The 23836-nt window shown below is 47.9% G+C and carries 33 protein-coding genes; 7 read left to right on the top strand and 26 right to left on the bottom strand.

Annotated elements, in window-relative coordinates; translation table 11 throughout:
- Nucleotides 1-176: 176 nt before the first annotated feature.
- The 16 genes from ACH2BK_RS06880 to exbB form a co-directional block, all read right to left on the bottom strand.
- The gene (locus ACH2BK_RS06880; protein WP_395002868.1) at nucleotides 177-1400 is read right to left on the bottom strand and encodes a glutamate-5-semialdehyde dehydrogenase; all 1224 of its coding nucleotides are present in this window, start codon (nucleotides 1398-1400) and stop codon (nucleotides 177-179) included.
- Nucleotides 1401-2483, bottom strand: coding sequence for a flavodoxin-dependent (E)-4-hydroxy-3-methylbut-2-enyl-diphosphate synthase (gene ispG, locus ACH2BK_RS06875; RefSeq protein ID WP_395002866.1), 1083 nt, complete (start codon nucleotides 2481-2483; stop codon nucleotides 1401-1403). It lies immediately after the preceding gene.
- 305 nt (nucleotides 2484-2788) lie between these two features.
- On the bottom strand, nucleotides 2789-3046 hold the full coding sequence (gene rpmA, locus ACH2BK_RS06870; RefSeq protein ID WP_394997254.1) for a 50S ribosomal protein L27: 258 nt from the start codon (nucleotides 3044-3046) through the stop codon (nucleotides 2789-2791).
- Nucleotides 3047-3055: 9 nt separating this feature from the next.
- The gene (gene rplU / locus ACH2BK_RS06865) at nucleotides 3056-3367 is read right to left on the bottom strand and encodes a 50S ribosomal protein L21 (protein WP_394953703.1); all 312 of its coding nucleotides are present in this window, start codon (nucleotides 3365-3367) and stop codon (nucleotides 3056-3058) included.
- Nucleotides 3368-3505: 138 nt separating this feature from the next.
- On the bottom strand, nucleotides 3506-4390 hold the full coding sequence (gene metA / locus ACH2BK_RS06860; protein ID WP_394908369.1) for a homoserine O-succinyltransferase: 885 nt from the start codon (nucleotides 4388-4390) through the stop codon (nucleotides 3506-3508).
- 19 nt (nucleotides 4391-4409) lie between these two features.
- A complete protein-coding gene (locus ACH2BK_RS06855; RefSeq protein WP_394997251.1) occupies nucleotides 4410-5702 on the bottom strand; it encodes an O-acetylhomoserine aminocarboxypropyltransferase/cysteine synthase family protein in 1293 nt (430 codons plus the stop codon).
- Nucleotides 5703-5978: 276 nt separating this feature from the next.
- Complete coding sequence (locus ACH2BK_RS06850) at nucleotides 5979-6134, bottom strand: hypothetical protein (RefSeq protein WP_395002864.1); 156 nt, start codon at nucleotides 6132-6134, stop codon at nucleotides 5979-5981.
- Between the two features lie 208 nt (nucleotides 6135-6342).
- Nucleotides 6343-6549 (bottom strand): hypothetical protein, encoded by a 207-nt coding sequence (locus ACH2BK_RS06845; protein WP_395002862.1) that lies wholly within the window; start codon nucleotides 6547-6549, stop codon nucleotides 6343-6345.
- Nucleotides 6524-6688, bottom strand: coding sequence for a hypothetical protein (locus tag ACH2BK_RS06840; protein WP_394997248.1), 165 nt, complete (start codon nucleotides 6686-6688; stop codon nucleotides 6524-6526). The genes ACH2BK_RS06845 and ACH2BK_RS06840 overlap by 26 nt, the downstream gene beginning before the upstream one ends.
- A gap of 226 nt (nucleotides 6689-6914) precedes the next feature.
- Nucleotides 6915-7298 (bottom strand): hypothetical protein, encoded by a 384-nt coding sequence (locus ACH2BK_RS06835; protein WP_395002860.1) that lies wholly within the window; start codon nucleotides 7296-7298, stop codon nucleotides 6915-6917.
- A gap of 49 nt (nucleotides 7299-7347) precedes the next feature.
- On the bottom strand, nucleotides 7348-7749 hold the full coding sequence (locus ACH2BK_RS06830; RefSeq protein ID WP_395002858.1) for a hypothetical protein: 402 nt from the start codon (nucleotides 7747-7749) through the stop codon (nucleotides 7348-7350).
- 208 nt (nucleotides 7750-7957) lie between these two features.
- Nucleotides 7958-8500: a methyltransferase type 11 gene (locus tag ACH2BK_RS06825; RefSeq protein WP_395002856.1), complete on the bottom strand. Its 543-nt coding sequence runs from the start codon at nucleotides 8498-8500 to the stop codon at nucleotides 7958-7960.
- Nucleotides 8460-8798 carry a class I SAM-dependent methyltransferase gene (locus tag ACH2BK_RS06820; protein WP_395002854.1) on the bottom strand — a complete coding sequence of 113 codons (339 nt, stop codon included), beginning with the start codon at nucleotides 8796-8798 and terminating at the stop codon, nucleotides 8460-8462. Before ACH2BK_RS06820 ends, ACH2BK_RS06825 begins: the two co-directional genes overlap by 41 nt.
- A 42-nt stretch (nucleotides 8799-8840) precedes the next feature.
- Complete coding sequence (locus tag ACH2BK_RS06815; RefSeq protein ID WP_395002852.1) at nucleotides 8841-9509, bottom strand: energy transducer TonB; 669 nt, start codon at nucleotides 9507-9509, stop codon at nucleotides 8841-8843.
- Nucleotides 9472-9858 (bottom strand): TonB system transport protein ExbD, encoded by a 387-nt coding sequence (gene exbD, locus ACH2BK_RS06810; protein ID WP_394997239.1) that lies wholly within the window; start codon nucleotides 9856-9858, stop codon nucleotides 9472-9474. The genes ACH2BK_RS06815 and exbD overlap by 38 nt, the downstream gene beginning before the upstream one ends.
- Nucleotides 9855-10304 (bottom strand): TonB-system energizer ExbB, encoded by a 450-nt coding sequence (gene exbB / locus ACH2BK_RS06805; protein ID WP_394997238.1) that lies wholly within the window; start codon nucleotides 10302-10304, stop codon nucleotides 9855-9857. The genes exbD and exbB overlap by 4 nt, the downstream gene beginning before the upstream one ends.
- Nucleotides 10305-10466: 162 nt before the next feature.
- On the opposite strand from exbB, the gene ACH2BK_RS06800 reads away from it, so the two are divergent.
- Nucleotides 10467-11051, top strand: a complete 585-nt coding sequence (locus tag ACH2BK_RS06800) for a ribonuclease HII (RefSeq protein WP_395002870.1) — start codon at nucleotides 10467-10469, stop codon at nucleotides 11049-11051.
- 54 nt (nucleotides 11052-11105) lie between these two features.
- On the opposite strand, the gene ACH2BK_RS06795 is transcribed toward ACH2BK_RS06800, so the two are convergent.
- The gene (locus ACH2BK_RS06795; protein ID WP_395002850.1) at nucleotides 11106-11957 is read right to left on the bottom strand and encodes an HDOD domain-containing protein; all 852 of its coding nucleotides are present in this window, start codon (nucleotides 11955-11957) and stop codon (nucleotides 11106-11108) included.
- 161 nt (nucleotides 11958-12118) lie between these two features.
- On the opposite strand from ACH2BK_RS06795, the gene ACH2BK_RS06790 reads away from it, so the two are divergent.
- The 3 genes from ACH2BK_RS06790 to ACH2BK_RS06780 all read left to right on the top strand — a co-directional run bounded on the left by ACH2BK_RS06790 (nucleotide 12119) and on the right by ACH2BK_RS06780 (nucleotide 13407).
- Entirely contained in the window at nucleotides 12119-12487 is a 369-nt protein-coding gene (locus ACH2BK_RS06790; RefSeq protein ID WP_395002848.1) for a hypothetical protein, read from the top strand.
- A gap of 189 nt (nucleotides 12488-12676) precedes the next feature.
- Nucleotides 12677-13075, top strand: coding sequence for a DUF6056 family protein (locus ACH2BK_RS06785; RefSeq protein ID WP_395002846.1), 399 nt, complete (start codon nucleotides 12677-12679; stop codon nucleotides 13073-13075).
- Nucleotides 13003-13407: a DUF6056 family protein gene (locus tag ACH2BK_RS06780; RefSeq protein WP_395002844.1), complete on the top strand. Its 405-nt coding sequence runs from the start codon at nucleotides 13003-13005 to the stop codon at nucleotides 13405-13407. The genes ACH2BK_RS06785 and ACH2BK_RS06780 overlap by 73 nt, the downstream gene beginning before the upstream one ends.
- Nucleotides 13408-13465: 58 nt before the next feature.
- Here the strand turns inward: ACH2BK_RS06780 and ACH2BK_RS06775 are convergent, their stop codons facing one another.
- The 6 genes from ACH2BK_RS06775 to hypA form a co-directional block, all read right to left on the bottom strand.
- Nucleotides 13466-13939, bottom strand: a complete 474-nt coding sequence (locus ACH2BK_RS06775) for a hypothetical protein (RefSeq protein WP_395002842.1) — start codon at nucleotides 13937-13939, stop codon at nucleotides 13466-13468.
- A gap of 115 nt (nucleotides 13940-14054) precedes the next feature.
- On the bottom strand, nucleotides 14055-14837 hold the full coding sequence (locus ACH2BK_RS06770) for a TerB family tellurite resistance protein (RefSeq protein ID WP_394997224.1): 783 nt from the start codon (nucleotides 14835-14837) through the stop codon (nucleotides 14055-14057).
- A gap of 15 nt (nucleotides 14838-14852) precedes the next feature.
- Entirely contained in the window at nucleotides 14853-17282 is a 2430-nt protein-coding gene (ppsA, locus tag ACH2BK_RS06765; RefSeq protein WP_395002840.1) for a pyruvate, water dikinase, read from the bottom strand.
- 109 nt (nucleotides 17283-17391) lie between these two features.
- Nucleotides 17392-18663 (bottom strand): lipid-A-disaccharide synthase, encoded by a 1272-nt coding sequence (lpxB, locus tag ACH2BK_RS06760; RefSeq protein WP_395002838.1) that lies wholly within the window; start codon nucleotides 18661-18663, stop codon nucleotides 17392-17394.
- Nucleotides 18660-19184, bottom strand: a complete 525-nt coding sequence (locus ACH2BK_RS06755) for a hypothetical protein (protein ID WP_394997218.1) — start codon at nucleotides 19182-19184, stop codon at nucleotides 18660-18662. Before ACH2BK_RS06755 ends, lpxB begins: the two co-directional genes overlap by 4 nt.
- Nucleotides 19185-19194: 10 nt before the next feature.
- Entirely contained in the window at nucleotides 19195-19590 is a 396-nt protein-coding gene (hypA, locus tag ACH2BK_RS06750; RefSeq protein WP_395002836.1) for a hydrogenase/urease nickel incorporation protein HypA, read from the bottom strand.
- Nucleotides 19591-19667: 77 nt separating this feature from the next.
- Here hypA and ACH2BK_RS06745 point away from each other — a divergent pair, with 77 nt between their 5' ends.
- From ACH2BK_RS06745 to ACH2BK_RS06735, 3 genes are read left to right on the top strand one after another with little or no spacing between them, the layout of a single operon-like run.
- Nucleotides 19668-20195 (top strand): hypothetical protein, encoded by a 528-nt coding sequence (locus ACH2BK_RS06745; protein WP_395002834.1) that lies wholly within the window; start codon nucleotides 19668-19670, stop codon nucleotides 20193-20195.
- The gene (locus ACH2BK_RS06740; protein WP_395002832.1) at nucleotides 20195-20533 is read left to right on the top strand and encodes a hypothetical protein; all 339 of its coding nucleotides are present in this window, start codon (nucleotides 20195-20197) and stop codon (nucleotides 20531-20533) included. Before ACH2BK_RS06745 ends, ACH2BK_RS06740 begins: the two co-directional genes overlap by 1 nt.
- Nucleotides 20481-21320, top strand: a complete 840-nt coding sequence (locus ACH2BK_RS06735; protein WP_395002830.1) for a hypothetical protein — start codon at nucleotides 20481-20483, stop codon at nucleotides 21318-21320. Before ACH2BK_RS06740 ends, ACH2BK_RS06735 begins: the two co-directional genes overlap by 53 nt.
- 167 nt (nucleotides 21321-21487) lie before the next feature.
- On the opposite strand, the gene ACH2BK_RS06730 is transcribed toward ACH2BK_RS06735, so the two are convergent.
- From ACH2BK_RS06730 to ACH2BK_RS06720, 3 genes are read right to left on the bottom strand one after another with little or no spacing between them, the layout of a single operon-like run.
- Nucleotides 21488-22933 carry a UDP-N-acetylmuramoyl-L-alanyl-D-glutamate--2,6-diaminopimelate ligase gene (locus ACH2BK_RS06730; RefSeq protein WP_395002828.1) on the bottom strand — a complete coding sequence of 482 codons (1446 nt, stop codon included), beginning with the start codon at nucleotides 22931-22933 and terminating at the stop codon, nucleotides 21488-21490.
- Nucleotides 22902-23537, bottom strand: a complete 636-nt coding sequence (locus ACH2BK_RS06725; RefSeq protein ID WP_394997210.1) for a hypothetical protein — start codon at nucleotides 23535-23537, stop codon at nucleotides 22902-22904. The genes ACH2BK_RS06730 and ACH2BK_RS06725 overlap by 32 nt, the downstream gene beginning before the upstream one ends.
- Nucleotides 23538-23539: 2 nt before the next feature.
- Complete coding sequence (locus ACH2BK_RS06720; RefSeq protein ID WP_394997208.1) at nucleotides 23540-23815, bottom strand: NifU family protein; 276 nt, start codon at nucleotides 23813-23815, stop codon at nucleotides 23540-23542.
- Nucleotides 23816-23836: the final 21 nt, after the last annotated feature.

The raw sequence follows: 23836 nt of genomic DNA, 5'->3' as shown, positions 1-23836 counted from the left end.
TACGCTTTAGGGATTTTTTAGAAGGTTAGCGGACAAAACGGGCGTGCCTTTGCAAAAATCCGCAAATCTCTGCGATGCAAGCCTGCGGAGCCATTTTCCTTGAGTGCAAGCCGAATTTCCTTTATCGCAAAGCCCAATGCCTTACCACAGAATCTAGGATTCCCCAAACACACAATCTACCCCCTAACCGCCCCCAGCGCGGTAATCTTGTATTTATAAGTCGTCAGAGATTCTATCCCCATAGGTCCGCGCGCGTGGAGTTTATTAGTAGAGATCCCCACTTCCGCGCCAAAGCCAAATTCCCCGCCATCGCTAAACCTCGTGGAGGCATTGGCATACACGCACGCGCTTTGGACGCTATTACAAAACTCCTCCATCGCCGCAATGTCGTTGGTGATGATGGCATCAGAATGCTGCGAACCAAAGGTGTTGATATGCGCAATCGCCTCGTGGAGATTTTCTACGATTTTGATATTGAGCGTGTTGGTGCCATACTCGCGCGTATAGTCCGCCTCGCCATCAAGGGCGATGATTTGCGCCACTTGCGTATCCCCCATCAAGCGCGTGCCCTCTTTGGCGAGGGCGCGGGCGAGGCTAGGCAGCACTTCACTCGCCACTGCGCGATCTATGAGCAGCGTCTCGATCGCATTGCACGCAGCGGGGTAGCGCACCTTGGCATCAAGCGCGATTGGGAGCACATAGCTAGGATTGTGCGCAGTGTGGATATAGAGATGGCACACGCCCTTATCGTGCTTAATGATGGGAATGCTAGAGTGCTGCTGCACATACTTGATGAGGCTCTCCCCACCGCGCGGGATAAGCAAATCTATATAGCCATCTTGGCGCAAAAACTCCGCCACTTCCTCGTGCGTGGCGAGCATATTGACACATTCTAGCGGGAGGGCGTGGGCTTGCAGGGCACTATGCAGCGCGCGCAAAATCGCGGTGTTGGAGTGCAGGGCTTCCTTGCCGCCTTTGAGCACGCAGACATTGCCACTCTTTAGGCACAGCGCGCTCACATCGCTCGTTACATTTGGGCGAGATTCATAGATGACCCCCACCACGCCAAGGGGCACGCTCACTTTTTCTATCCTAATCCCGCTAGGCATTTCCCAACCCTCTAAGATTCTATTGAGCGGGTCTTTGAGCGCGGCGATTTGGCGCAGGGAATGCGCCATAGATTCTAACTTTTTGGCATTTAGCTTTAAGCGGCTTTGCATCGAGGGCGAGAGGGCTTGGGCACTAGCCAAATCGCGCGCGTTGGCTTGGAGGATCGCCTCTTGATGGGCGAGGAGTGAATCTGCCATAGATTCTAGCAGAGCGTTGCGCTGCGTGAGCGTGAGGCGGCTTAGCGTGTGCGTGGCGGTTTTGGCGTTTTGGAGGGTTTGGAGGAGGGACATTTAGATTCCTTTAGATTCCGTAGCGGCGCGCTCGAGTGCGAGAGCCTCGACTTCTTGGATAAAGACTTCCAAAATCTCGCTTTCTTTGTATTTGCCCAAAATCTTGCCGCCTTTGATGATAAGCCCGTCTTTGTTGCCAAAGGCGATGGCGATATCCGCGTGCTTGGCTTCACCCAGCGCATTGACTGCGCAGCCCATCACACTCACTTGCAGCGGGGTTTTGATATGGGCGATTTTTTTCTCCACTTCCTTTACTGCGCTCACCAAATCCACCTCGATCCGCCCACAAGTGGGGCAGGAGATGAGTGTGATGCCGTTTTTTTGGCGTCCGCTGTATTGGAGGATTTTGCGCGCGAGGTGGATCTCCTCCTCGAGCTCGCCCGTGATAGAGCAGCGCATCGTATCGCCTATGCCCTCCATCAGCAGCCCACCTAATGCCATCGAGGATTTGATAGCCGAGTGCATCAGCGTGCCAGCCTCGGTAACGCCTAGGTGGAATGGATACGCCACGAGCGGGCGGAGCATCCTGTATGCCTGCATCGTGCGCACCACATCGCTTGCTTTGAGCGAAACTTTGATATTGCTAAATCCAAAATCCTCTAGGAGCTTGATATTATAGAGCGCGGATTCCACCATTCCCTTGGGCGTGGCGCCGTATTTTTGCTCGAACTCCTTTTCTAGGCTGCCGCCATTGACACCGATACGAATGGGAATATTGTGCGCATTGCACGCATCAGCCACGGCTTTGATACGATCTTTTGAGCCGATATTGCCCGGATTTATGCGTATGCAATCCACAGACTCCGCGGCGATGAGCGCGAATTTGTAGCGGAAGTGGATATCAGCCACAAGCGGCAGGGGCGAGATGGCTTTGAGATTTTTGAGGGCGTTGGCGTCTTTTTCATCACTCACCGCCACGCGCACGATATCCGCTCCAGCGAGGGCTAGACGATCGATTTGGGCTTTAGTCGCCTCAATATCACAGGTTTTGCTAAAAGTCATACTTTGGATAGAGATGGGCGCGTCGCCGCCGATAGCGACTTTGCCCACAAAGATTTGCTTAGTTGGGTATCGTTGCTGCATCAAAAATCCTTGCGCGAGAAATGTTTGAAAATTGTAGAGAATCTGAAAAATTATAGCATAGATTTTCACTGCCTTCTTGCGCAAAAAGCGCAAATCCCCTTAGAGAACGCCCCGCTTAATGCCGTGTAATTGTTAGCAAAAATCAATGTGTTGATGGAGGTTTGATAGCTTAGGAATCTCGCCTGCTAGATTCACACGCATTTATACAAAAAATTGCTAGATTGTCTAAAAAGAGGAGTTAAGAGGATAAGGGGCTTATAAAAAGCCCGATATGCGGGAGCAAGCCCCCTTTTGCAAAAGGGGTGTTAAGAAGCGGGGATCACAGAGACTTTCTTACGATCCTTGCTCTTTTGTTGGAATCGCACCACGCCATCAATAAGCGCGAAAATCGTATGATCCTTGCCCATACCTACATTCTCGCCCGGATGCACTTTTGTGCCTCTTTGGCGGATGATGATATTCCCAGCTCGCACAAATTGAGAGCCAAATTTTTTCACGCCTAGGCGACGCCCTGCTGAATCTCGATTATTTTGGGTGCTACCCTGACCTTTTTTGTGTGCCATTACAACTCCTTATTTAGTGATTTTGAGGATTCTCACGCGTGTGAAATCTCTCCTAAATCCGCGCTTAGTCTTGCTGTCCTTGCGTCTTCGCTTTTTGAAAGTGATGACTTTTTTGCCTCGACCTTCATTGATCACTTCAGCTTCAATCTTAGCACCACTCACAAATGGCGTGCCAACCGATAGATTTGCCCCATCGTGTAGTGCCAAAACTTCGCTAAACTCTACCTTTGACTTCGGCTCAAGGCTTAGCTTATCAAGTAGCACGATGCTCCCCTCGCTTACCTTGTATTGTTTGCCTCCATTCTTAAATATCGCATACATACGCATTCCTTGGGTTTAGATTTGAAGTTTTGTAAAAAAACAAGTCGCGATTTTATCTTAATAAAATTTAAGATTAGCTTTTATATGCGTGATTTACACAGATAGCCAAACCGCCCCGCCATCGCCCAAATACCGCCCTTATAGCACAAATGGCGTTACCTGATAGACGGAAAAATTTAGCCAATTAGCAAAAAACACGCTCGCACTCGATCGCCACGAGCATACCGGCGCGCCGCTTGCATCATAATAGTGCTCTGGCGCACTAATTGGCAATCCTTTTGCCAAATCGCGCTCGTATTCTTCTTGCAAGGTATTGTGCGCATACTCTAAATGCCCGAGCACAAACACATCTTGGGAATCTTTAAGCACGCTTATGCCACTCTCCTGCCCCTCTAGGAGGATTTTGAGCTCTTGCTTCTGGCGCACTAGAGCCTCATCAATCCCGCTATAGCGAGAATGCGGCATTTTCACCACATCATCAAGCCCATTTAGGAGCAAATCCGCCTCAACCACGCGATGATCAAACACCCCAAAAAGCTTGCTCCCTAGCGCAGTCTTTGGGATATTATGAAAATAATACAACCCCGCCATAGCCCCCCAGCACAGATACATCGTGCTTGTGCAATGACTCCTAAGATAGCTCATAATCCCCACGAGCTCTTCCCAATACTTCACTTCCTCAAACGCCATTTGCTCGATAGGCGCGCCCGTCACGATCGCCCCATCAAAGCGTCTCCCCAAAATATCGCTAAAATTCACATAGAATCTATCCAAATGGCTCTTTGGCGTATTTTTGCCCACATAGCTTGAAGTCGCCAAAAGCGTGATATTAACCTGCAGCGGGGAATTAGCAAGCAAGGAGAGAATCTGAATCTCTGTCTCTATCTTAGTGGGCATAAGGTTGATAAGCAACACTTCTTGGGGGCGAATGTCTTGGTGTGTCGCGCGATCCACCCCCATAATAAACGCACTTTGCTTTAATGCGCCATATGCCGGAATGTCCTCTGGAAGCACTAGTGGCATACTCTCCCCCTTGCTCTTATCATTTTTCTATGGCTTGCTTTAAGTCCGCGATTAAGTCCTCTGTAGATTCTAGCCCTATGCTTAGACGCACGGTGCAGGGCGTGATACCCGCAGATTGTAGCTCCTGTGGGCTCAGCTGGGAGTGCGTCGTGGAGGCTGGGTGTATCACAAGCGACTTAGAATCCCCGATATTTGCCACAATCGCGAAAATCTTTAATTCATTGCAAATCTTTTGCGCCTCCTCAAAGCTCTGTGCCTCAAAGCTCAAAAGCCCGCTAGAGAGTGAATCCACAAAATACTTCTCCAAAAGATGATGATAAGCATTTGTGCGAAGTCCGGGGTATTCCACGCTGCTAACCTTTGGGTGCGCAGACAAAAACTCCGCGATCTTTTGGGCGTTTTGGCTATGCTTTTTGATACGCAGCTCTAGCGTCTCTAAGCCCTGCAGGATAATCCACGCCGCCTGTGGGCTGAGGGTGGCACCGATGTTTCTTAGCCACTCGGTGATGAGCCGAATGCAAAAAATGGGCAGCGGCAGCGAGGCATACACAAGCCCGTGGTAGCTCTCATCGGGCGTGTTAAAGGCTGGGTAGCGCGGATTGTCTTTGATGAGTTCATTTAGTCCGTTGCGCTCGATGATAGCCCCGCCTAGCGCGCTTCCCTGCCCGTTGATGTATTTGCTAAGGCTATGGATACTAATATCTACGCCAAAATCAAAGGGCTTGTGCAAAAACGCCGTCGCCACGGTGTTGTCACAAATCGTGATGATTTTGTGCTCTTTAGCGATTTTGGTGATGGCAAGCGTATCGGCGATAGAGATTTGGGGGTTTGAGAGGCTCTCAAAAAATATCGCCTTGGTGTTTTCATCTATCGCTTTGGGCAGGGAATTTTCAATATCATCGATATCAAATGTCCTTGTCTGTATCCCAAATCGCTTGAGCGTATGCACAAAAAGCGTCTGCGTGCCGCCATAGATTTTGTTAGAAAACACGATATTATCCCCCGCCTGCGCGCAATTAACAATCGCATAAAAAATCGCCGCGCTCCCGCTAGAGGTTACCACGCCAAACGCCCCTCCCTCCACTGCTGCCAAACGCGCAGCGAGCACATCGGTTGTGGGGTTGGTTAGGCGCGAGTAGATATTGCCTAGCTCTTGCAAGCCAAAGCGCGCAGCCGCCTGCTGGAGGCTCTCAAAGCTATAAGCGGTGTTTTGGTAGATGGGCACGCTTATGGTGCGCTGCGTGTCGTATGTGTAGCCCGCGTGGAGGGCGAGTGTCTCTTGTGCGTAGTTTGTGTGTGGTAGGTTTGCCATATTTACTCCTTTAATTGCAGATGATTTTCAGCACCCATAATACACAAATTTTTGCAAACACAATATGTGTTTTTATAAAATTACATTTCTTTTTGCCAAAATGTTACTTTTTTACAAACACAATATGTGTTTTGAGATTTTTGCGATTTGGGATTTGCTAAGCTGCGTTTGTCTATCGCCGATTTTTCCCTGCGTAATGTGATTTTTGATTCTAGAATTTAAGCCTACACTAGATTTTGAATTTGCTTGAGATTCTACAAATCTTAAATCTAGACTCTAGTTTTTCTTTAGATTCTGTGTGTGGGTTTGCCTTGTTTTGCGTGGATTTTGTGGAGCTAGGTTTTTGTATTTGAATCTAGAATCTAAGTTTTCCTTAGATTCTAGATTTGCTTGAGACTCTGCGCTTGGCTTGGTGGATTGTGTAGTTGCCACCGCTCACAAAACACAAGTATTGCGCAAGTAGGGTGGTGGGTTGCTATCGCAACAGACGCGCTGGTGCTTGTGGAGTTTTGATAGGTGCGGGGACAGGAGCTATCTAGAGCATAAGTGAGCACTCCCCAAACCCGCTAAGTCTTTACAAACTCCCGCTTTGGCTTGCGGAAGGAGTGAAAGCAAAAGAGAGTTGTTTTCTTATTAGGCATTAGAAATTCACACTCACGCCCGCTTGCAGTATCATATACCGCTCGCTTCGCATTTGCATCTTTACAAACACATCGCTTTGCCCATAGACATTGACACCCACAAATGCGCTGACGCTCTGCTCATAGCCCCTTTGGTTGTTGAGATCAAAATAATAATCATAGCTCCCCACAAAGCGCACCCTAGGCAGCCGCAGCAGCGCGCCCACTCGCGATCTCTAGCAATGTCTGCAAAAAACCTAGAGAGATAGAGCGTGCGAGCGGGGTAGGTGCATAAAACTTCTGTGGGTTGTCCCTTTTGAGCGCGAGCGTGGCTTGGAGCTCTGCATAGGGGGTTTTTGGCACCATTTTTGGCGAGGAAGAATCCGGATTTTTGCCCCATGAGCGAGGAGCCTTTGCGCATATGCAAGAGCGCGTGCCATTGCTCAGAGCTTGCTAGAAAATTGAGCAAATCTTTAAGAGGGATTGTGTGAATCTTGTGAAGTGTGGGATAGTGGAGTGGGTGGGTGCGATGGTGCTGCTAGGCACACACCGCACACACAAACTATGAGAAAGACAAAAACTCGCACTTATCTTAAAGTGTGAGGAAAGTGTAAGTGTAGCCGACTTTGAGAACAATGTCGTTTTGATAATTTATCCAACCATTTGTCGGCTGAATCGTGCTTGTGTAATACGCCAATCCTGCTTCAAAGCCACCTAACATAATACCAAGTTGGAGTTTTGGCAGTATGTTGCTACCTTTTTGCTCATCATTATAAATATCTACAGAGTGCGTCCAGCTGTGGTTTTCGATCCCAAAGCCCGCAAACACACCCGATACATTCTTAGACTTTTTCTTTTTCTTCACATAAGGTTGGAAAGTATCCGTGCTTTGTGTGTTTTGAATGCTTTGTGCATTTTGTGCGTTTTGTGAATCTTGTGTGGCTTCCTCATCTGCCCATAGGGCACCTGCTCCCATAAATACCTGCTATGATAAAAGCTATGAGTTTTTTCATCTTATGCCCTTATTAGTTGCAGTTTGGTTTTCTATCTACAGGCACGATAAAGTTCTGATTTGCGTATTCCCACATACCGCCACTGACGGCATCCGTCGTAGATCCTGTCGTCCCACCAGTGAGGATATTAGCCCAAAACCAACCGCTGATTTTGTCTTTGCCCTTGATGACAAGCTGTGTGCTCTCATAGCATTTGTTATTCTGTGCCAGCACTTGGACTACCGCACCATCTACGCGAGAGATCTCCACTTCTGCAGGCAGGCTCATCTTTTGTCTATTGATTGTGACTACTACGGATTTACCATTGCTTGTCGTGATTGATACAGATTGTGTTGTTTGGTTTGAGATTGTCGCACAACCTGTAAGTAACGCCCCTAGCACTCCTATCATAAGATACGCTCTTATGTTTTTCATTATATCTCCTTTGACTTATTGGTATTCTTCACTTGAAGTGAGAAGTGCTATTGCATTTTTTTGTTCAGCTGAAAGTGGGACAAAAAGTAAAAATTTTGACAAAATCTGCTTGGTGTGTTGCAAAATGCCACATTTGTAGTGGTGTGTGGTGTGAATCTAGAGAGATAGAGGAGGGGAGGGCGTGGATCTCACTCCCCGCGGGTGTTGGCTAGCTTGGTTTTTTGGATTCTACATAGAGGCTTGAAGCTCCCTTATATGGCGTGTTATCGGGGTTAGAATCTAAATAATACGCGCTAAAACCCTCAATCGCTGAGCTCTGATAATCAAGCACTTGCGCGTGGATAAAGCCCACTTCCTGCAAAAGCTTAGGGAGTGAGAATCTATCATACATCCACTTGTGCCGCTCCCCAATGCTCGTGGCGATAAACACCTCATCTCTCAAGCCCCTCGGCACACAGAATCTAAGAAACTTCAGATACAAAGAAAGGATTTTGTTAGCGATTTTGTCAAGCGTGATTTTGCGTCTAAGCGGGATATGTGGGCTTTGGTGCGGAGCGAGGAGATCATCACCCACGCGCATTTTGATATATTGCGCGCGCTTAGAATCGCACGTGTGTTGTATATCTCTAAAGCACTTTAGCATCTCCCCACCGCTTTGAACGCGCGTCATCTGATCGAGGAGCTCGATGAGAAGCCAATGGTGCCTAAACTCAAGCTGTGTGGTATCCCCCCCCCCTAATAGTCTCTCCACACAGGCTCTCTAGGGTTTGTGTGTATGTGCGGCAGAGATTTTCCAAATCCGGCACGACGAGTCGCAAAATCGCGCCCGGCTTTAGCACACGCAAAACTTCTGTGAGCACGCTGCGTGCAGATTCTGGCGTGAGGTGCTCCAAAAAATGGCTGCTATAGGCGCAATCAAAGTGATTATCTGGATAGGGCAGAGTTCCTAGGAGATTGACTTTTTTCACCCTCGCATCGATAGGGCTAAAGTCGATATTCTCCCAAGCCTCGTGGATTCTAGCTCCACAGGCAAAATTTAGCATTTTCATCTTCAATCCTTATGTTGGTTTGTGTGATAGTGCGAATGCGCTCTATGAAGTGAGGTTAAACTTTAGCACCACGACAAAGCCTTGATCGCGCTCAAGCTTTGGGAAATTCCTCGAGGCGTCCCTTACGGCTTTAACTGAGGCTTTGTTGAATGCCTCGTGTTTTGAAGGGCGTATGACACTGATATTATCCACCCTCCCATCTGCAAACACATCAAACTCCACGGTTACCTCGCCCTCAATCCCGCGCTTGCGCAGCATAAAGGGATGCTCTTGCTTTTGGGTAATGGCTGATTGAATCTTGCTATAAATCTCATTATATTCCCCATCATTTTTGGCAGTGTGCTGCTCGACATCTCCGAATTTTTGCTCATCAGCCTGCGCGGCTTGCACAGATTCTGAAGTTTGCTCTAGGACTTCTTGGGGCACGGGATTGTGTGCCTTTTTGGGTATGGGCTTTGGCTGCTTTTTGTGAATCTTCTTTGGCTTAGGTGTGGGCTTGGGCTGGGGTGTGTCCCGCACGCTTGGGGTTTGTATCGTGGCAAGGGCGAGCGTGAGGGTATTGATACCATTTTCTGCGACTTGCACGGGCTGGAATTTGGCGATGAGCAAATACGCACAAAGCATATGCAAAAGCAGTGAGGCGAGGAAGCCCACTTTGTTTGGTGTGATGAGGTTATTGCTGCTGCGAAGTGGCGATACTAACATTTTCATGCCCCTTTTCTTTTAAGATATCCGCGACTTGCACGAATGTTTCAAATTTAGAGCTTTTGTCAATCTCAAGTTTTAGCAAAGTCTTGCTATCTAGCGCGAAGATTTTGTCCCTAAGCGCGGGCAAATCCACGCTTATGCTATCAAAAAAGATATTGCCCTCCTTATCAATGCTAAGCAAAGCCGTGGGCGAATCGTTTGGTGCTGATTGCTGATTGGAGCTGGGCAGCTCGACTTTTATCTGTCCCTGCGCGATGAAAGTCGAGACGCTAAGCACGATGGCTAGCAGCACGAGCATCACATCAATGAGCGGAATGACATTAAGCCCGTCTTTTTTGGGAAGTCTCATCACGCGCCTCCGCCCTTGCCTTGGGATTTGGCGCATAGGAGCTGGTAGCGATTGAGATACACATCGACTTTGCGCAAAAAGATATTGTATAAAATAAGCGTGGGGATAGCGACCAAAAGCCCTAAAGCCGTGGCTTTGAGCGCGGTGGAGAGCCCTATCATAATGCTTTTGGCATCGAGCCCGCCGCTCACACCCATATCATAAAAGGTGATCATAATCCCCACAACCGTGCCCAAAAGCCCGATATAAGGGGCGTTTGAGTAGATGATATACAGCGCGGTGAGATTTTTGCTAAGCGATTCTTCTAGCTCCTCTTTGCTCGTGTATTTGGCGATATCAAGCTTGGCATAAAACAAAATGCGCTCGATACTAAACCACACAACCAAAAAGCTCATAACACCTAAGATAAGAAAAATAATGTGATCAATATATTCTTTGAGCAGTTCCATTCTCACGCTCCTTGTGATAATAACTTCCATAATTTTGTGGATTCTGTGTGGAATTTTATAAGAATAATTCTTAAAACAACTTTAGTGTGTGGCAATGCCCGCTAGAGGCTTGATTAAGGGCGTGTGTGCTATGATGATGGGATTATAAGACAAGGAGAGTGCGTGCTGTGTGGGATCGATGAGGCGGGGCGTGGGTGCGTGTGTGGCAGTATGTTTGTGTGCGGGGTGCTGGGCGAGGAGGTGGCATTAGAGAATCTAGGGATAAAAGATAGCAAAAAGCTCTCAGAATCCACGCGCCAAGCCATCGCCAAAGAGCTCCAATCCCTCGCGCAACGCGACATTATCGCCTATCATATCGTGGAGAAAAGTGCGCAGCAAATAGATTGCGTGGGTTTGAGCCTATGTCTTAAAAGCGCGCTTGCTGAGATCACCGAGCATTTTTCTGCTAGGACACAGAGATTTGTCTTTGATGGCAATACAACTTTTGGGCTAACTCTCAAAGCCCCCCACACCCTGCGCACCATCATCAAAGGGGATTCTAAGCACCTGCTCATCGGCGCGGCGTCTATCCTCGCTAAAGTGGCCAAAGACACACAAATGCACGAGCTCCACGCGCTCTACCCGCATTATGGCTTTGACACCAACAAAGGCTATGGGACCAAAGCCCACACACAAGCGATTTTGCGATATGGCTACACGCCCTTTCATCGTAGGAGTTTCGCGCTTGCGCGGAGTTTTGAGTTTTAGGGTGTTTGGGGCGATGAGCTAGATTCTAAAGTGAGCGAGATTTAAGCGTAAGCCCTAAAACTTCACATTCTGTGCATTGCGTAAGAAATTATCAACTGAAAAATTAACCCCGTGCGCTCGCGCATCTTGGAGTATCTCTACGCAGTGTTCTATCACTTCTTTTTTGTGATTGGTGCGCATACCAAAGAGCGTATTGACCACCGCGAGGGCATACGCGCCCTTTTTGAGCTCAGGAGTGGCGGCGTATGGCTTGACACAATATTCCATCATCAGTATTAGCGACTCATCAAATTCCCAATGATGAAAGAGATAAGTGAGAAAGGAAAACGAATCCACCCTAAAATACTCCATCTCAACAAGCGCGATGTTTTTGAAATCATTTGCCTTGATCTTTTCTAAAAATTCTCTGTCCTTACCAAGCTGCTTGAGTGAAGCCGAAAAGACGATGATACCTAGTCGCAAAAGCATCGCACAGGGCATGAGAATCTGCGAGAGTGCTCTGTCTTCTTGTCCCAGCCAGCTTGTGATGAATTGGGATTCTAAAGCGCACTCCCGCATAAAAACCTCGCTATCAAGCCCATAGGGCGAGACATCAATGCGTATGCTTGATTGCAGCCCTCTATCGAGGACAATTCCTCTAAGATTTGTGATACCAATGAGCGATATGGCCTGCTCAATCGTAGCGACATGATGACTCACGCCAAACATCGCGGAGTTGGCGACTTTGAGCGTTTGGGCGATGAGGGAAGGGTCCTCGCCCATAATGCGCACGATCTCACTGACTTTAAAATCATCGCCTGCTGCGTTAATGTATTTGCGTAAATTTGCAACGGTGTTTGGGAGTCTGGGGAGATTTTGGACTGTGTGTCTCAAAATATCCGTGCTTGTCATTATTGTGCTTGTCATATTGCGCTTCCTTATTACTTAATTATTGTGTAAAAAAAAATCTAGCTTTATATGAGGCAAAATCGTCATTCTATCAAAAAAAAAAAAAACGCAAATTTCAAGCTATAATTTGCACATTAATTTGATAATTTAAGCTTATATTTATCAATTAAGGACAATAAATGGATCAAAATCTCTGGCAAATATGCTGCTATGTGGTGTGCTTTGGCAACGCAAGCAGGACGATCAGTGAGCAGTATTGCGCGGATATCCCGATGATGATTGATACATTGCGTAAGAGCGTGGCGAGCTCGGCTGCCACAGCGAGAAAAATGGGCAAAATGCCCTCGATGGAGTGCATAGAGTTTATCAGATATTTAGATTATCTGCGCACAGAGGCTGATATTGATCCCCATGATAGAATCTTGTTTGAGCGCATAAATGAGAGGCTTGCTGAGATACAGGACGAATTTTTAGAGGGTGCGTATTCTATCTACGAAAAAGAAGTGTGTAGCATCAGTGATAGTTTCTACACCAAGCGCCATAAGTGATTAGATTCTATGCTTGTGGCATTGTGTTTTCTCTCGCGCAAAAAAGCCAAATTTTTAGAATCCATCACACAAACACTAGCAATCTTATGCTATAAGTGCAAAATTTTTACCCAAGGAGCTTATATGCCTATAAAATGCCCCCCGAGAGATGCTCGCACTAGCACCAAAACGCCCTAACCCACGCTCAGAGTGCCCACTCACATAGCCCTGCGTCATCCGCGCCACAGCCTGCGCCTTTGCCTCACAGACTGCGCCACACTCGCGCTTATGCTCTTTATGCTTATGGCATTTCGCGCCTTTGGTGCGATATTTTTCTGGGCGGCGGGAAGCCTCAACTACCTATGGGCGTATTGCTTCATCCTCCTCTATCTCCTGCCTTATAGGATTTTTTGGAGCTCCCCGAGTAGCTCGACTAGATTCTCACTGCTAAAGGCTCTAGGGATGCTCATACTCGGACTTGTCGCTGGGTGGGGCAGTGAGCTTGGAATCGTGCTTGTGGTGTTTTGGCGTATTTTATGGGTATCGCAGCGACTTTGCAGATGGGGCTACCCGGTAGGGCGAGGCTGCACTATGGAATCTTTGATATAAGCTTGCTCATTTTTGTGGGTAAGATTCTAAGTGAGAGCCTCACGCACCGCACACTGGAGGTTTCTCAAAAGCTCATCATCACGCTATGCGCCCTGTATGGAATCTATGTGCTCACGGCGTGTGCGGATATGCGCCTAAAGTGGGAGCGTATGCTCGCCTCCATCGCCGTGCAAAAGGCTATGGGCAAAAGCGAAATCGTGGTGGAGGCGCAGACTTTCATCTCGTATTATGCAAACTACACGGGCTGGAGCAATCCGAGCTCAAATCCTAATGAATGGCCTAATAATGTCTATGCGAGGATTTTTGGCGTTCAAAAATTTATCGCGCGCTAGGGGCTAGCGTGGTTTCTGGTGCGGCTTATGTGGCTTATGCGCGACTTTTGGCGCGCTCTCACATCACGCCGCCATTAATGCTATCGATATAGTGGAGTTTATGCACCACGCTATCAAGCAGCCCTTTCATCTGCATATTGTGGGTGTCGTTGCTCGCGATTTTTTCAAACTCATCAAAACTAAGCTTTTGGGCATTTTCACGCAAATAGCGCATCGCACTAAGCTCGTTGTGGGTGATGATAGAGGCTTTTTGCAGGGTATTGGCGAGATTGTCAAAACGCTCTTTAGAGCCAAACGCGTCTATGGCGTCCTCGCGCACCTCTTTGGCTTTTTTGAGCATAGAGGAGGGCTCGAAATAGTCTTTAATACGAAGCGCGGTATGGGGGTTAGAAATATCAGTAGTAACTTGGGTTTGGGAAATCTCCTCTAGGGGCTTAATGTGATGAAGCTTAGCGTCGCTTACCTCTTCTCTCGCGCCCGCTTGGTTTTGCTGATAAATCGCGCTTAGCAACGACTGCCCATCCACTTTCATCGCACCGCTCCTTTTTGTTTAGAACTTGGACTACTAAAGCACTAAGCATTCCACACCCTGCGCCCCACGCCGCTAGATAAGGCTAGAGAGTGCTACAATCGCGGCTAAAATGTGCTTACGCGTTCTTAAGGAGTTTATAGGCTTTTTCCACTCTGCGCAAATCCTGCACAACGCTATCTAGGAGCGATTTATTCACATTTTGGTTATCCAAAATCACGCCCTTGGTTTTTTTGAGCAGCTCATTGTAGGACTTCTCTAAGTCCTCTTTAGCATAGCCCTCCTGCAGTCCCAAAAGCTCCAAAGCCTCTTGTGTGCTCATCTCTACATCGTTTGCATACGAGGCGGCAAACTCATCATAGAGCTTGTTAAAATCCTCATTATCTAGCTCAAAAAACGCCGCCACATCGATGAGCATAGCCTCTTCGTTTTTGTCAAATTCCCCATCAGCATACGCAAGGACAAACAAAAACTCCACAACCTTTAGGCGTTTTTTATACTCGCCCTTTGTCGCGTTGCTAAAATCCACGCACAGCTGCTCTAGGCTACGCTCATCGCCGTTTTCATAAATCTCTAGCAAGGCTTCTTTAGTGATTTTGGAGTTTTTAGAATCTCGCGCCATCTCATCGATCATATCCTCCACGAGCACGCGCTCAAACTCACACATCTTGCCATCACTGCGGGCAAAAATGCCCAAAATCGCACTCAAAATCCCATATTCACTCTCTCTGATTTTGTTTTGTGCCCTCTCCTGCTCGCTGACTTGCCCTATCTGTGCGACTTCAAATCGCGGTTTTGGCTGGGCGATCTCTTGGTGCAGGGGATTTTTGAGATAATCCTGCAGGGTAACATACAAAAAATACGCTACCCCCGCTCCTATAAGCAATAAAATAAATTCCATACTACCTCGATTCTGTTATTTTGCAAGTTTCTTTTCTAGCTCTGCGACAAATCGCCAAGTCTTTATCACAGAATCTGGATTGAGCGAGATGGAGCTAATGCCCTCTTTTACCAAAAATTCCGTAACTTCTGGATAGTCGCTTGGGGCTTGTCCGCAGATGCCACAATATTTATTATGCCGCTTACACGCCGCTATGGCTTGTCTAAACATCTCAAACATTGCAGGATTGCGCTCATCAAAGATATGCGTTACGAGCTGCCCGTCTCTATCCACGCCTAGAGTAAGCTGCGTGAGATCGTTTGAACCAATAGAATACCCATCAAACATACTCAAAAACTCATCTGCCAAAATCACATTCACCGGCAACTCGCACATCACATAGATCTCTAAGCCATTGCGCCCCGATTCTAAGCCATTGCGACGCATAATCTCTAGCACCTTTTTGCCCTCTTCTGGCGTGCGCAAAAATGGTATCATCACCTTCATATTACTTAGCCCCATCTCATCACGCACCATAGCCAACGCCTCGCACTCCCACTCAAACGCCACGCGATAGAGATCAGAATAATACCTGCTCGCCCCGCGGTAGCCTAGCATAGGGTTTTCTTCCTGCGGCTCGTAGTAAGTGCCCGCCACCATACCGCGGTATTCGTTTGATTTAAAATCACTCGTGCGCACGATGACGGGATTTGGGTAAAACGCCGCGCAAATCATACCAATGCCCTCGGCGATTTTTTTGATAAAAAAATCTTTTGGGCTCTCATACCCCGCCATCAGCCGCTCAATCTCCGCGCGCTCTTTGATTTCCCTGCCCTTGCCATTTTGGATATCAAGCAATGCTAGGGGGTGGGCTTTGATTTGGTTAAGCACGATGAGCTCCATTCTCGCTAGCCCCACGCCGCTATTTGGCAGTTTGGCAAACCCAAACGCCTTTTCGGGATTGCCCACATTCATATAGATTTTTGTCTTTGTCTCACCGAGATTATCAAGCTCCACACTTTTGACTTCATAATCACAGATTCCCGCATACACATACCCCTCCTCGCCCTCAGCGCAAGAAACGGTAATCTCCATACCGGTATAAAGCCTATCAGTCGCGCCCACTGCGCCCACTATCGCAGGCACTCCGATCTCGCGCGCCACGATCGCTGCGTGGCAAGTCCTACCGCCGCGATTTGTGATCACTGCCGCAGCTTTTTTCATCACAGGTTCCCAATCCGGATCGGTATTGTCTGTTACGAGGATTTCGCCCTCATTAAAGGTGTTCATATGCTCTAGGTTATTGATGATACGCACCTTGCCCGCGCCGATTTTGTTGCCAATGGCGCGTCCGGTAATGATAACCTCGCGAGATTCTGCAGAATCTGTGAATCTAAACTCCTCCAAGCGATTAGCGGTTTGGGTTTTGAGCTTTTGACTCTGCACAGTTTCAGGACGCGCTTGCACGATAAATATCTCCCCGCTCTCGCCATCTTTTGCCCATTCCATATCCATAGGGCGATACTCCCCAGCCTCTTTGGTATAGTGCTCCTCTATCCTCACGGCATAGCGCGCGAGCGTGAGTATATCCTCATCGGTAATAGAAAAAGTTTTGAGTTCTTTTTGGGTGGTTTTGATATTTTTGGTGGGGTGCTCGCTGCCGCGCGGAGCATACACCATTTTTTGGTGCTTATGCCCTAATTGACGCTTGATGATGGGGCGTTTGCCATCTTTTAGCGTGGGTTTAAAGACATAAAACTCATCGGGATTTACCGTGCCGCCCACGACATTTTCGCCAAGCCCCCAAGAAGCCGTGATAAACACCGCGTCTTTGAATCCCGTCTCGGTATCGATACTAAACATCACGCCCGCACTGCCCTTATCCGCACGCACCATTTTTTGCACACCCACAGAAAGCGCGACTTTGAAGTGATCAAATCCCCTAGAAGCGCGATAACTCACTGCCCTATCGGTAAAAAGCGAGGCAAAGCAGGATTTGATATAGTGTATCAGCTCACTTTTGCCCCTCACGCTTAGGTATGTGTCCTGCTGCCCTGCAAATGACGCATCGGGGAGATCCTCTGCAGTCGCCGAGCTGCGCACCGCCACATCGGTTTCTTTCATACCATATTCTTCGCTAAGGATTTTATAAGCTTCAAAGATCTCTTCGCGCAAATCATCGGGGAAAGGCGTGCCAAAAATCAATTCCCTAATCTTTTTGGAGCGCGTCTTTAGCACATCGATCTCTGTGACATCAACGCCCCTTAGCAGCTCCTCAATCGTCTCCCTAATCCCGCCAGAATCTAGCAGATACCAATACGCCTCGCTTGTGATCGCAAAGCCATTTGGCACCTTTATGCCTTCAGATACGAGCTCTTGAAACATCTCGCCGATACTCGCGTTTTTACCACCCACGATAGGAACATCTTTGTTGTTGAGCTCCTTAAAAAACTTTATATACTTCATCGCGCTTCCTCTCCTGCTTTCTTAAAGTAGGGCTAAATTTTAGTCAATCAAAACTTAAAAGGGACTAATAACTAGATTTTCTTGCGTGGCTAGCGTGCTACACATTGCGCTAGCGTGGGGTTTGTGTGAGATTTTCTAGCAGGACTGTAGCGACATTGCGCGAGCTACCATAGCCCAAATACGCGCGGAGTTTTTTGGCATTGCGCGCGTAGGTTTGGTAGTCAAAATGCTTATAAGAATCTAAAAGGTTTTCTACACTCAATTCATCTTGGATAAGCTCTGTGTGCAGCCTCTGCTCGCCTCTCCCCGCACTCTCGCCACAAGCCCCCTGATACAGGATATTTGCCAACCCCACGACATTTAACCCCACAAACGCCTTGGCGATATGATACTCCACCTTGCGCATCGTGTAGGCAAGCACAAATGGCGCGCCTAGCAGTGCCGCCTGCAGTGTCGCTGTGCCCGAGCAGATAAAGGCAAACTTGCACGCTCTTAACGCCTGCGTGGAATCAAAACTAAGCGCAAATTCCTCTAGCCCATCGCCATAGATTCTGTGTAGCTCATCTTTTGGGAGGTTGGCAAAATGCGCAGGAGCCACGAGCACTTTAGATTCACTAAGCTCCCTTGCTAAGCGCACAAAAATAGGGAAAATCCTGCCAATCTCCCCGCGGCGACTCCCGGGCATAAACACGATTGTTTGCCCTCGCCCTGCCTTGCCCTCTCGCGCAGATTCTGTGGATTCTCTAGATTCTGCAGATTCACTAGAATCCATAGAATCCACAGAATCTAGCGGCAGCTCATCAAGCAGCGGATGCCCGACATAGCGCGCACGCCCATCTTTGAGCGCGTTTGGATACATACTAAGCTCAAAGGGCAAAATCGCACATAGCCTATCACAAATGCGCTCTATCTCCTTTGCCCTCCAGCTTTTCCACGCCCACACTTGGGGCAGGATATAATACACCACCTCCACGCCACTGCCCCTAAGCCCCTTGGCTAGCGGTATATGAAAGCTCGAGCTATCAAGCAGCAGGGCTTTTTGGCAGGTTTTAGCGAGGGCTATCATCTCATCATTCACGCGCTTATAAAAAAAATATTTTTTTATCACATCCACAAACGCCATCACCGCAAACGCGCTCAATTCATAGCTAGAATGTGCCCGCAAATGCGCACAATCCACAAACGCGCTATGATCAAAAATCCCCACAATCTCTAGCACCACACCCCTCTGCTCCGCGAGCGTGTTTAGCTCATAAGCGAGCGCTTTTAGGTGGAGATTGGCACTTGGCTCGAGCGCGCTGACAAACACGCGATGAGTGATTGTTGTATCTTGCTGCATTGCTAGCCTTTTAGATTCTGTATTTTTGGCTACTAAACTCACGCATTGCCCTTTGTGTGCTTTGCTGGCGTAGGATTTGCGGATTTTGGGGCTTTGGCGCGGGATTTGGGAGATGTGGGAGATGAGAGGGGCGATTTTTGTTGTTTAGATTCTCGCTGCATAGATTCTCGCTCATTGAGCGCGATTTCTTGCTTGAGATCCCTTAGCTCGATCCCTAGTCGCCTATTTTCTAGCTCAAGCTCCAAAATCCTCTGTTTATACTCCTGTGGTATTTCAGATTTGCTCTCACTTGGTTTTTGGGGCGATTTTTTGGGCTTTGGCTGCGCGTTTTGGGGCTTTGGCGCGGCGTGCTCTGCCTGCAACGCCCTAGCTTGGCTAAGCTGCTCGCGCAACTCCCCTAATTCCTTTTTTGCCTTTGTGATCTCCTCTTGGTATTGGCTTATCTCGTCTCTAAAGCGCGCGCGATGTCGCTCAAAAATCTCCACAATCTCCCACAAACTCCCGCTTGTGAGATCGTATTGCAAAAATTCCTTGAAAATCCGCGCATCAATGTTTTGTGGCATTCTCGCTCGCTTATTCTTGTGAATCTAGCTCTAGGCTTAGCAAAAGCAGTTCCTTGCCTTTGACAATGCGCACATTGCGCGATTGGCAATGGGGGCATATCGCGTATTGCATATCTTGCGCAACGCTTTGGGTTTGGCAATCCTCACAGAGCACCTCCACGCGCTCATACACAGATTCTAAAAGCGCGTTTTCACACAGGGCAAACTCTGTTCTAAATGTCTCAAAGGTGCGCGCAAGTAGCCCCATATCCACGCCGCTGCGCTCGCCCACGCTGATGATGATTTTATGCACCTTGCTAGCATTATGCTGCGTGGCTATCTCGCAAGCCTGCTCCAAAAGCGCATTGACAATCGATAATTCATGCATAGATTCTATCCCTATCGTGATTGTGTCATTATAGCGCACTATCGGCTTTTTAAGAGAGTTTTGCACAAGTTGTGGCTATAATCGCCCGCTCAAATCACAATTTTAAAAGGAGTTTTATGAAACCTCACGCACACACTGCTACCACACAAAGTAGCGTTTGGGATAAGCTGTATTGGCTTTTTGTCGGGCTGTATGCCTTTGCCCTGATTTACAAATCAAGCGCGCCCTTTATGAGCGGCGATGACATTGCCTTTTATGCGAGCTTGGTAGAGGGCAAGGACGCGTGGCACGGACTTGAGACAGGTTATGGACGATTTTTCCCCCTCGCTGGTTGGAATCTAAATCTAATCGCCTTATTTTCTACTAGCCCATATGCGTTTATGATAGGCAATGCCATTGTCTTTGTGCTTGTGGCGTTTTGTTTTTTCAAGCTTAGTCTTTACACAAAGGCTCATAGGGCACTTGTGCTTGTATCTTTTGTCAGCTTTGCACTCACGGTTGGCTATACCAAAATCATCACACAAATCCCCTTTCCTGAAAACACACAGATTCTCTTTCTAGGCATTTTCTTACTCGCTGCCTATCATTTCTACACCAAGCTTTCGCGCACTGTTACTGATATATATATATATATGCAACACTGATGCTGCTTGCAGGGAATTGCGTCATTTATCTCAAAGAAGTGTCCTTTATCCTCATTAGTGGCTTTGGATTCTTACACCTTCTCTTTAGCTTTCTCTCACACCACAAATCCTTCAAATCCCTCGACAAACGGCTTATCAGTATGGATATCGCGCTGATGATAAGCGGCGTAGTGTTTTTGCTCTGCTATGTCTATGCGACGGCTAATGCACACGCTAGCTATACCAATCAAGAATTTGTCTTTAGCCCCCATACGCACGCTCGCTGTCTCTGTGCTAGCCGCCCCGATGGTGAGTGTCGCGCTGCCATGTATGCTGCTAGCGCGCGGTGTGTGGCTTAAAACCCACAGACAATGCCCAAATCCCTTTTGGGATAGTATCGGGCTTATTGCATTTGGGTATTTTCTCGCGTTTCTTATTTTGGGTATGGGGAGTTTTCATTATTTTATGCCTGCCAATGTGCTTGCCTATATCTACGCGCTGTATTTTGTGGCACTCTATGGGAAGGTGCTTGTGAAAAAGGTGCTGTTTTGGTGCATAAGCGGCGTGGTTGGGCTTAGTCTGCTAGGCAATGCAATCCCCCAAGGGATACATTATTTCACACTCAATAAGATTCAAATGCGCAACCTAGAGCAGACGATGGGCTTCCTCCAAGGCTATTTGTCAGAGCACCCCCAAACGACTTTGTATTTTGATGGTTTTGGGCGCGGTAGGGACAAATACTACAACTCGTGGATGTATAGCACACTCTTTGGCATACTCCCTAGATTCTATAACACACAGATTTTTGATATAAAATCCAAAGAGCCAAATGGACAAGTTTTTAGCACCAATATAGAGGCAAAGCTAAGCTTTTATAACACCGATGAGGTGAGCGAGCCACAAAGTGGGGATTTGATAATCCTGACTTTTTTTAGCGACAAGCCCATCACAACAGAATATATCCAATCCCTTAAGACTAAGCACGAGCTTTTGTTTGCCACAGACAACTTTGGCTATCTGCCCTCATACAACATTATGAGTTTGGGAGCTCACATACTGCAGCAGCTAGGGATTAAGCATGCACTAAGTAATGTCGGCAACACCTTCAAACTCCCCTCACAAATGTATGTCTTTAGGGTGCGCTAGATTCTGTCATTACAGATTCTAAAACCGCTAGCGACATTATAGAATCTATGCAACCCAAAGCACTAGATTCGGGTAATGTATGTGCGCGTAAGCCGGAGCGAGTGGCAATTCACTTGCCACGAGCGATACCAAGTTTGCGCAACAAACTTGCAATGAAAGAACAGAATCTAGCTCCGCGTAAATCCTGCGCCAGCTAGCAAACTCCTAATAATCTCCCTATCATCAAAGGGCAGGGTTTGCTCCCCGATGATTTGGTAGGTTTCATCGCCCTTGCCAAGCACGAGGAGCACCTCATCATCACGCAAGTCTTTGATAGCGAGCTCTAGGGCTTTTTGGCGGCTAGATTCTATGATGAGCTTGGAGGTATCGCTCACGCCCTGCGCGATTTGTGCGATGATAGAATCGGGATTTTCACTGCGAGGATTATCACTCGTGAGGTAGATTCTGTGTGCGTATTTATCCGCCATAGCACCCATTTTGGGGCGTTTGCTCACATCGCGATCGCCCCCCGCGCCAAAGAGCGCGACGATTTTGCGCCCCGGGAAGCTCTGGAAAATCTGCTCCATACCATCGTGTGTGTGCGCAAAATCCACGATAATGAGCGGCTTATGCGAGAGGATTTCCATACGCCCGCTCACGCCCTCAAAGCGCGCGATGGCTTGCGCGAGTGAATCTAGGGACTTATGTGTGAGGAGTTTGAGCGCGCTTAGGGCAGCAAGGGCATTGTAGAGATTGTGCTTGCCAAAAAGCTTGGTTTGGAGGTGGGTAGATTCTGTAATCTCTCGTGCGTCCTCTAGTCTTTGGTTTTGCGCGCCCTCTCGCCCGCGCCCTTGCTCGAGCGCACCCTCTTGCTTTTGTCTTTGTGTGCCTTTTTTTGGTTCTCTCCGTGCGTCCTCATCGCCATTTTTGCGCTCATTCCATTCCACCTGCGCGCTTATGCCATTACCTAGCTCATAACAAAGCGCGCGCATATTGGCGTGAGATTGCAACCCATAAGTGTAGGCATTGGCGGGATTGTAGCGGGCGTTTATTTCATCGGCGTTGATGAGTTTTGGGGTGCTGCAGGCAAAAAAGCTATTTTTCACGCGGATATACTCCTGTAGGCTTTTGTGAAAATCCAAATGATCGCTTGTGATATTACTTAAAATCTTTAGCCCAAACTCCACGCCCGCGATGCGCTCCTGCACGATGGCGTGCGAGCTCACTTCCATCACAAAATACGCGCATTCTTTGGCAAGCTCGAAGTTTTCATACAGCTCAAGCACGCTTGGGGTTGTGAGTCCTTTTGGCTTAGTCTCCACGCCATTGACAAAAAGCCCGCGCGTCCCTAGCAATGCCGCGCTAAAGCCCAAAGCACGCAAGCTCTCATAGATAATCGTGGCGGTGGTTGTCTTGCCATTGGTGCCTGTAATGCCGATGATACACTGGGGCAGGGCGAAAATCTCTCTTAGATTCTGTGCGTGGATATGTGGGGGTTTGGGATTTAGCGCGGCAAAGTAGCGCGCATTTTGCTTGCTTAGCACAAAGAGCGTGTGGGAATCTATGCAGCTAGTATCGTCAGTAATCGCGCTAAAATCGCGCTTACGATAGCTTATGTTTTTTGTTATGCGCATTGAGAGCCTTTTTGAGGATTGCATCTAGACGCGAGTCAAATCGCGTGTGCCTAAGGGCTTTAAAAGATTCTATATACTCTAGCCCGATTTCTGTAAAGCCATTTTCAATAAGCTGCTCCAAAAAATCATAAAACTCTTGGGGCGAGGTAAAGGCGATTTTGGTGCTAAACATAATATCTTCAAACGCCTCCTTGAAGCTCGAGCGGTTTTTGATAGAGCGCAAAAAATCCTGATACAAAATGCCATCAAGCTCTTGCATCTTTTTTTGCTCAATGCCCCTAAACATATCTGAGAGGCTAAAGCTCGCCCTATCCACAGATTCTAAAATCTCTAGAATCTGCCTCTGGGCTTTTTGCTTAGAGACTTTAGAGGAGAGAAGGATTTGGTAATACTCAAAGAGCGAATACGCATTTTCTGGGAAATCACGCGCGCTATCACAGAGCAAAATGCCGATTTTGGCGTCTTTGTTTTTGGGCGCGATAGAGAGGATACGCTCAAAACTCTTAAAGGCTCTCTCATATTGCTTGGTGCTAAAGAGCTCAAACGCCTCTTTGATGGCTTTGTTTATCGCGTATCGCGTGTTTTGTGCGGTGAGCTTTGGCATACTTATCCTAGGGGATTTGGGGTGTTGTGTGGGACATTGATGATGGCGATATCGGGGTGGATCTCCTCCTTTAATCTGCGCTCAATGGCGTATTTGAGCGTGTTTGCGCTACTAGGGCAGCCCTGACACGCGCCCTCTAGGCGCACATAGACTTTGGCGTCTTTGATACCTAGCACGCTGATATCCCCACCATCGAGATTGAGTGTGGGGCGCACCTTTTGTATCACGAGATCGACTGGGGCTTTGAGCTCTTCATCGCTAAACGGAAAATCTTGCATTGCCACTCCTTATTTGTCTTT

The sequence above is a fragment of the uncultured Helicobacter sp. genome, from assembly GCF_949282165.1.
Classification (GTDB): domain Bacteria; phylum Campylobacterota; class Campylobacteria; order Campylobacterales; family Helicobacteraceae; genus Helicobacter_F.
Note: the sequence above shows the minus strand (reverse complement) of the source record. Positions and strands in the feature narration are given on the sequence as shown.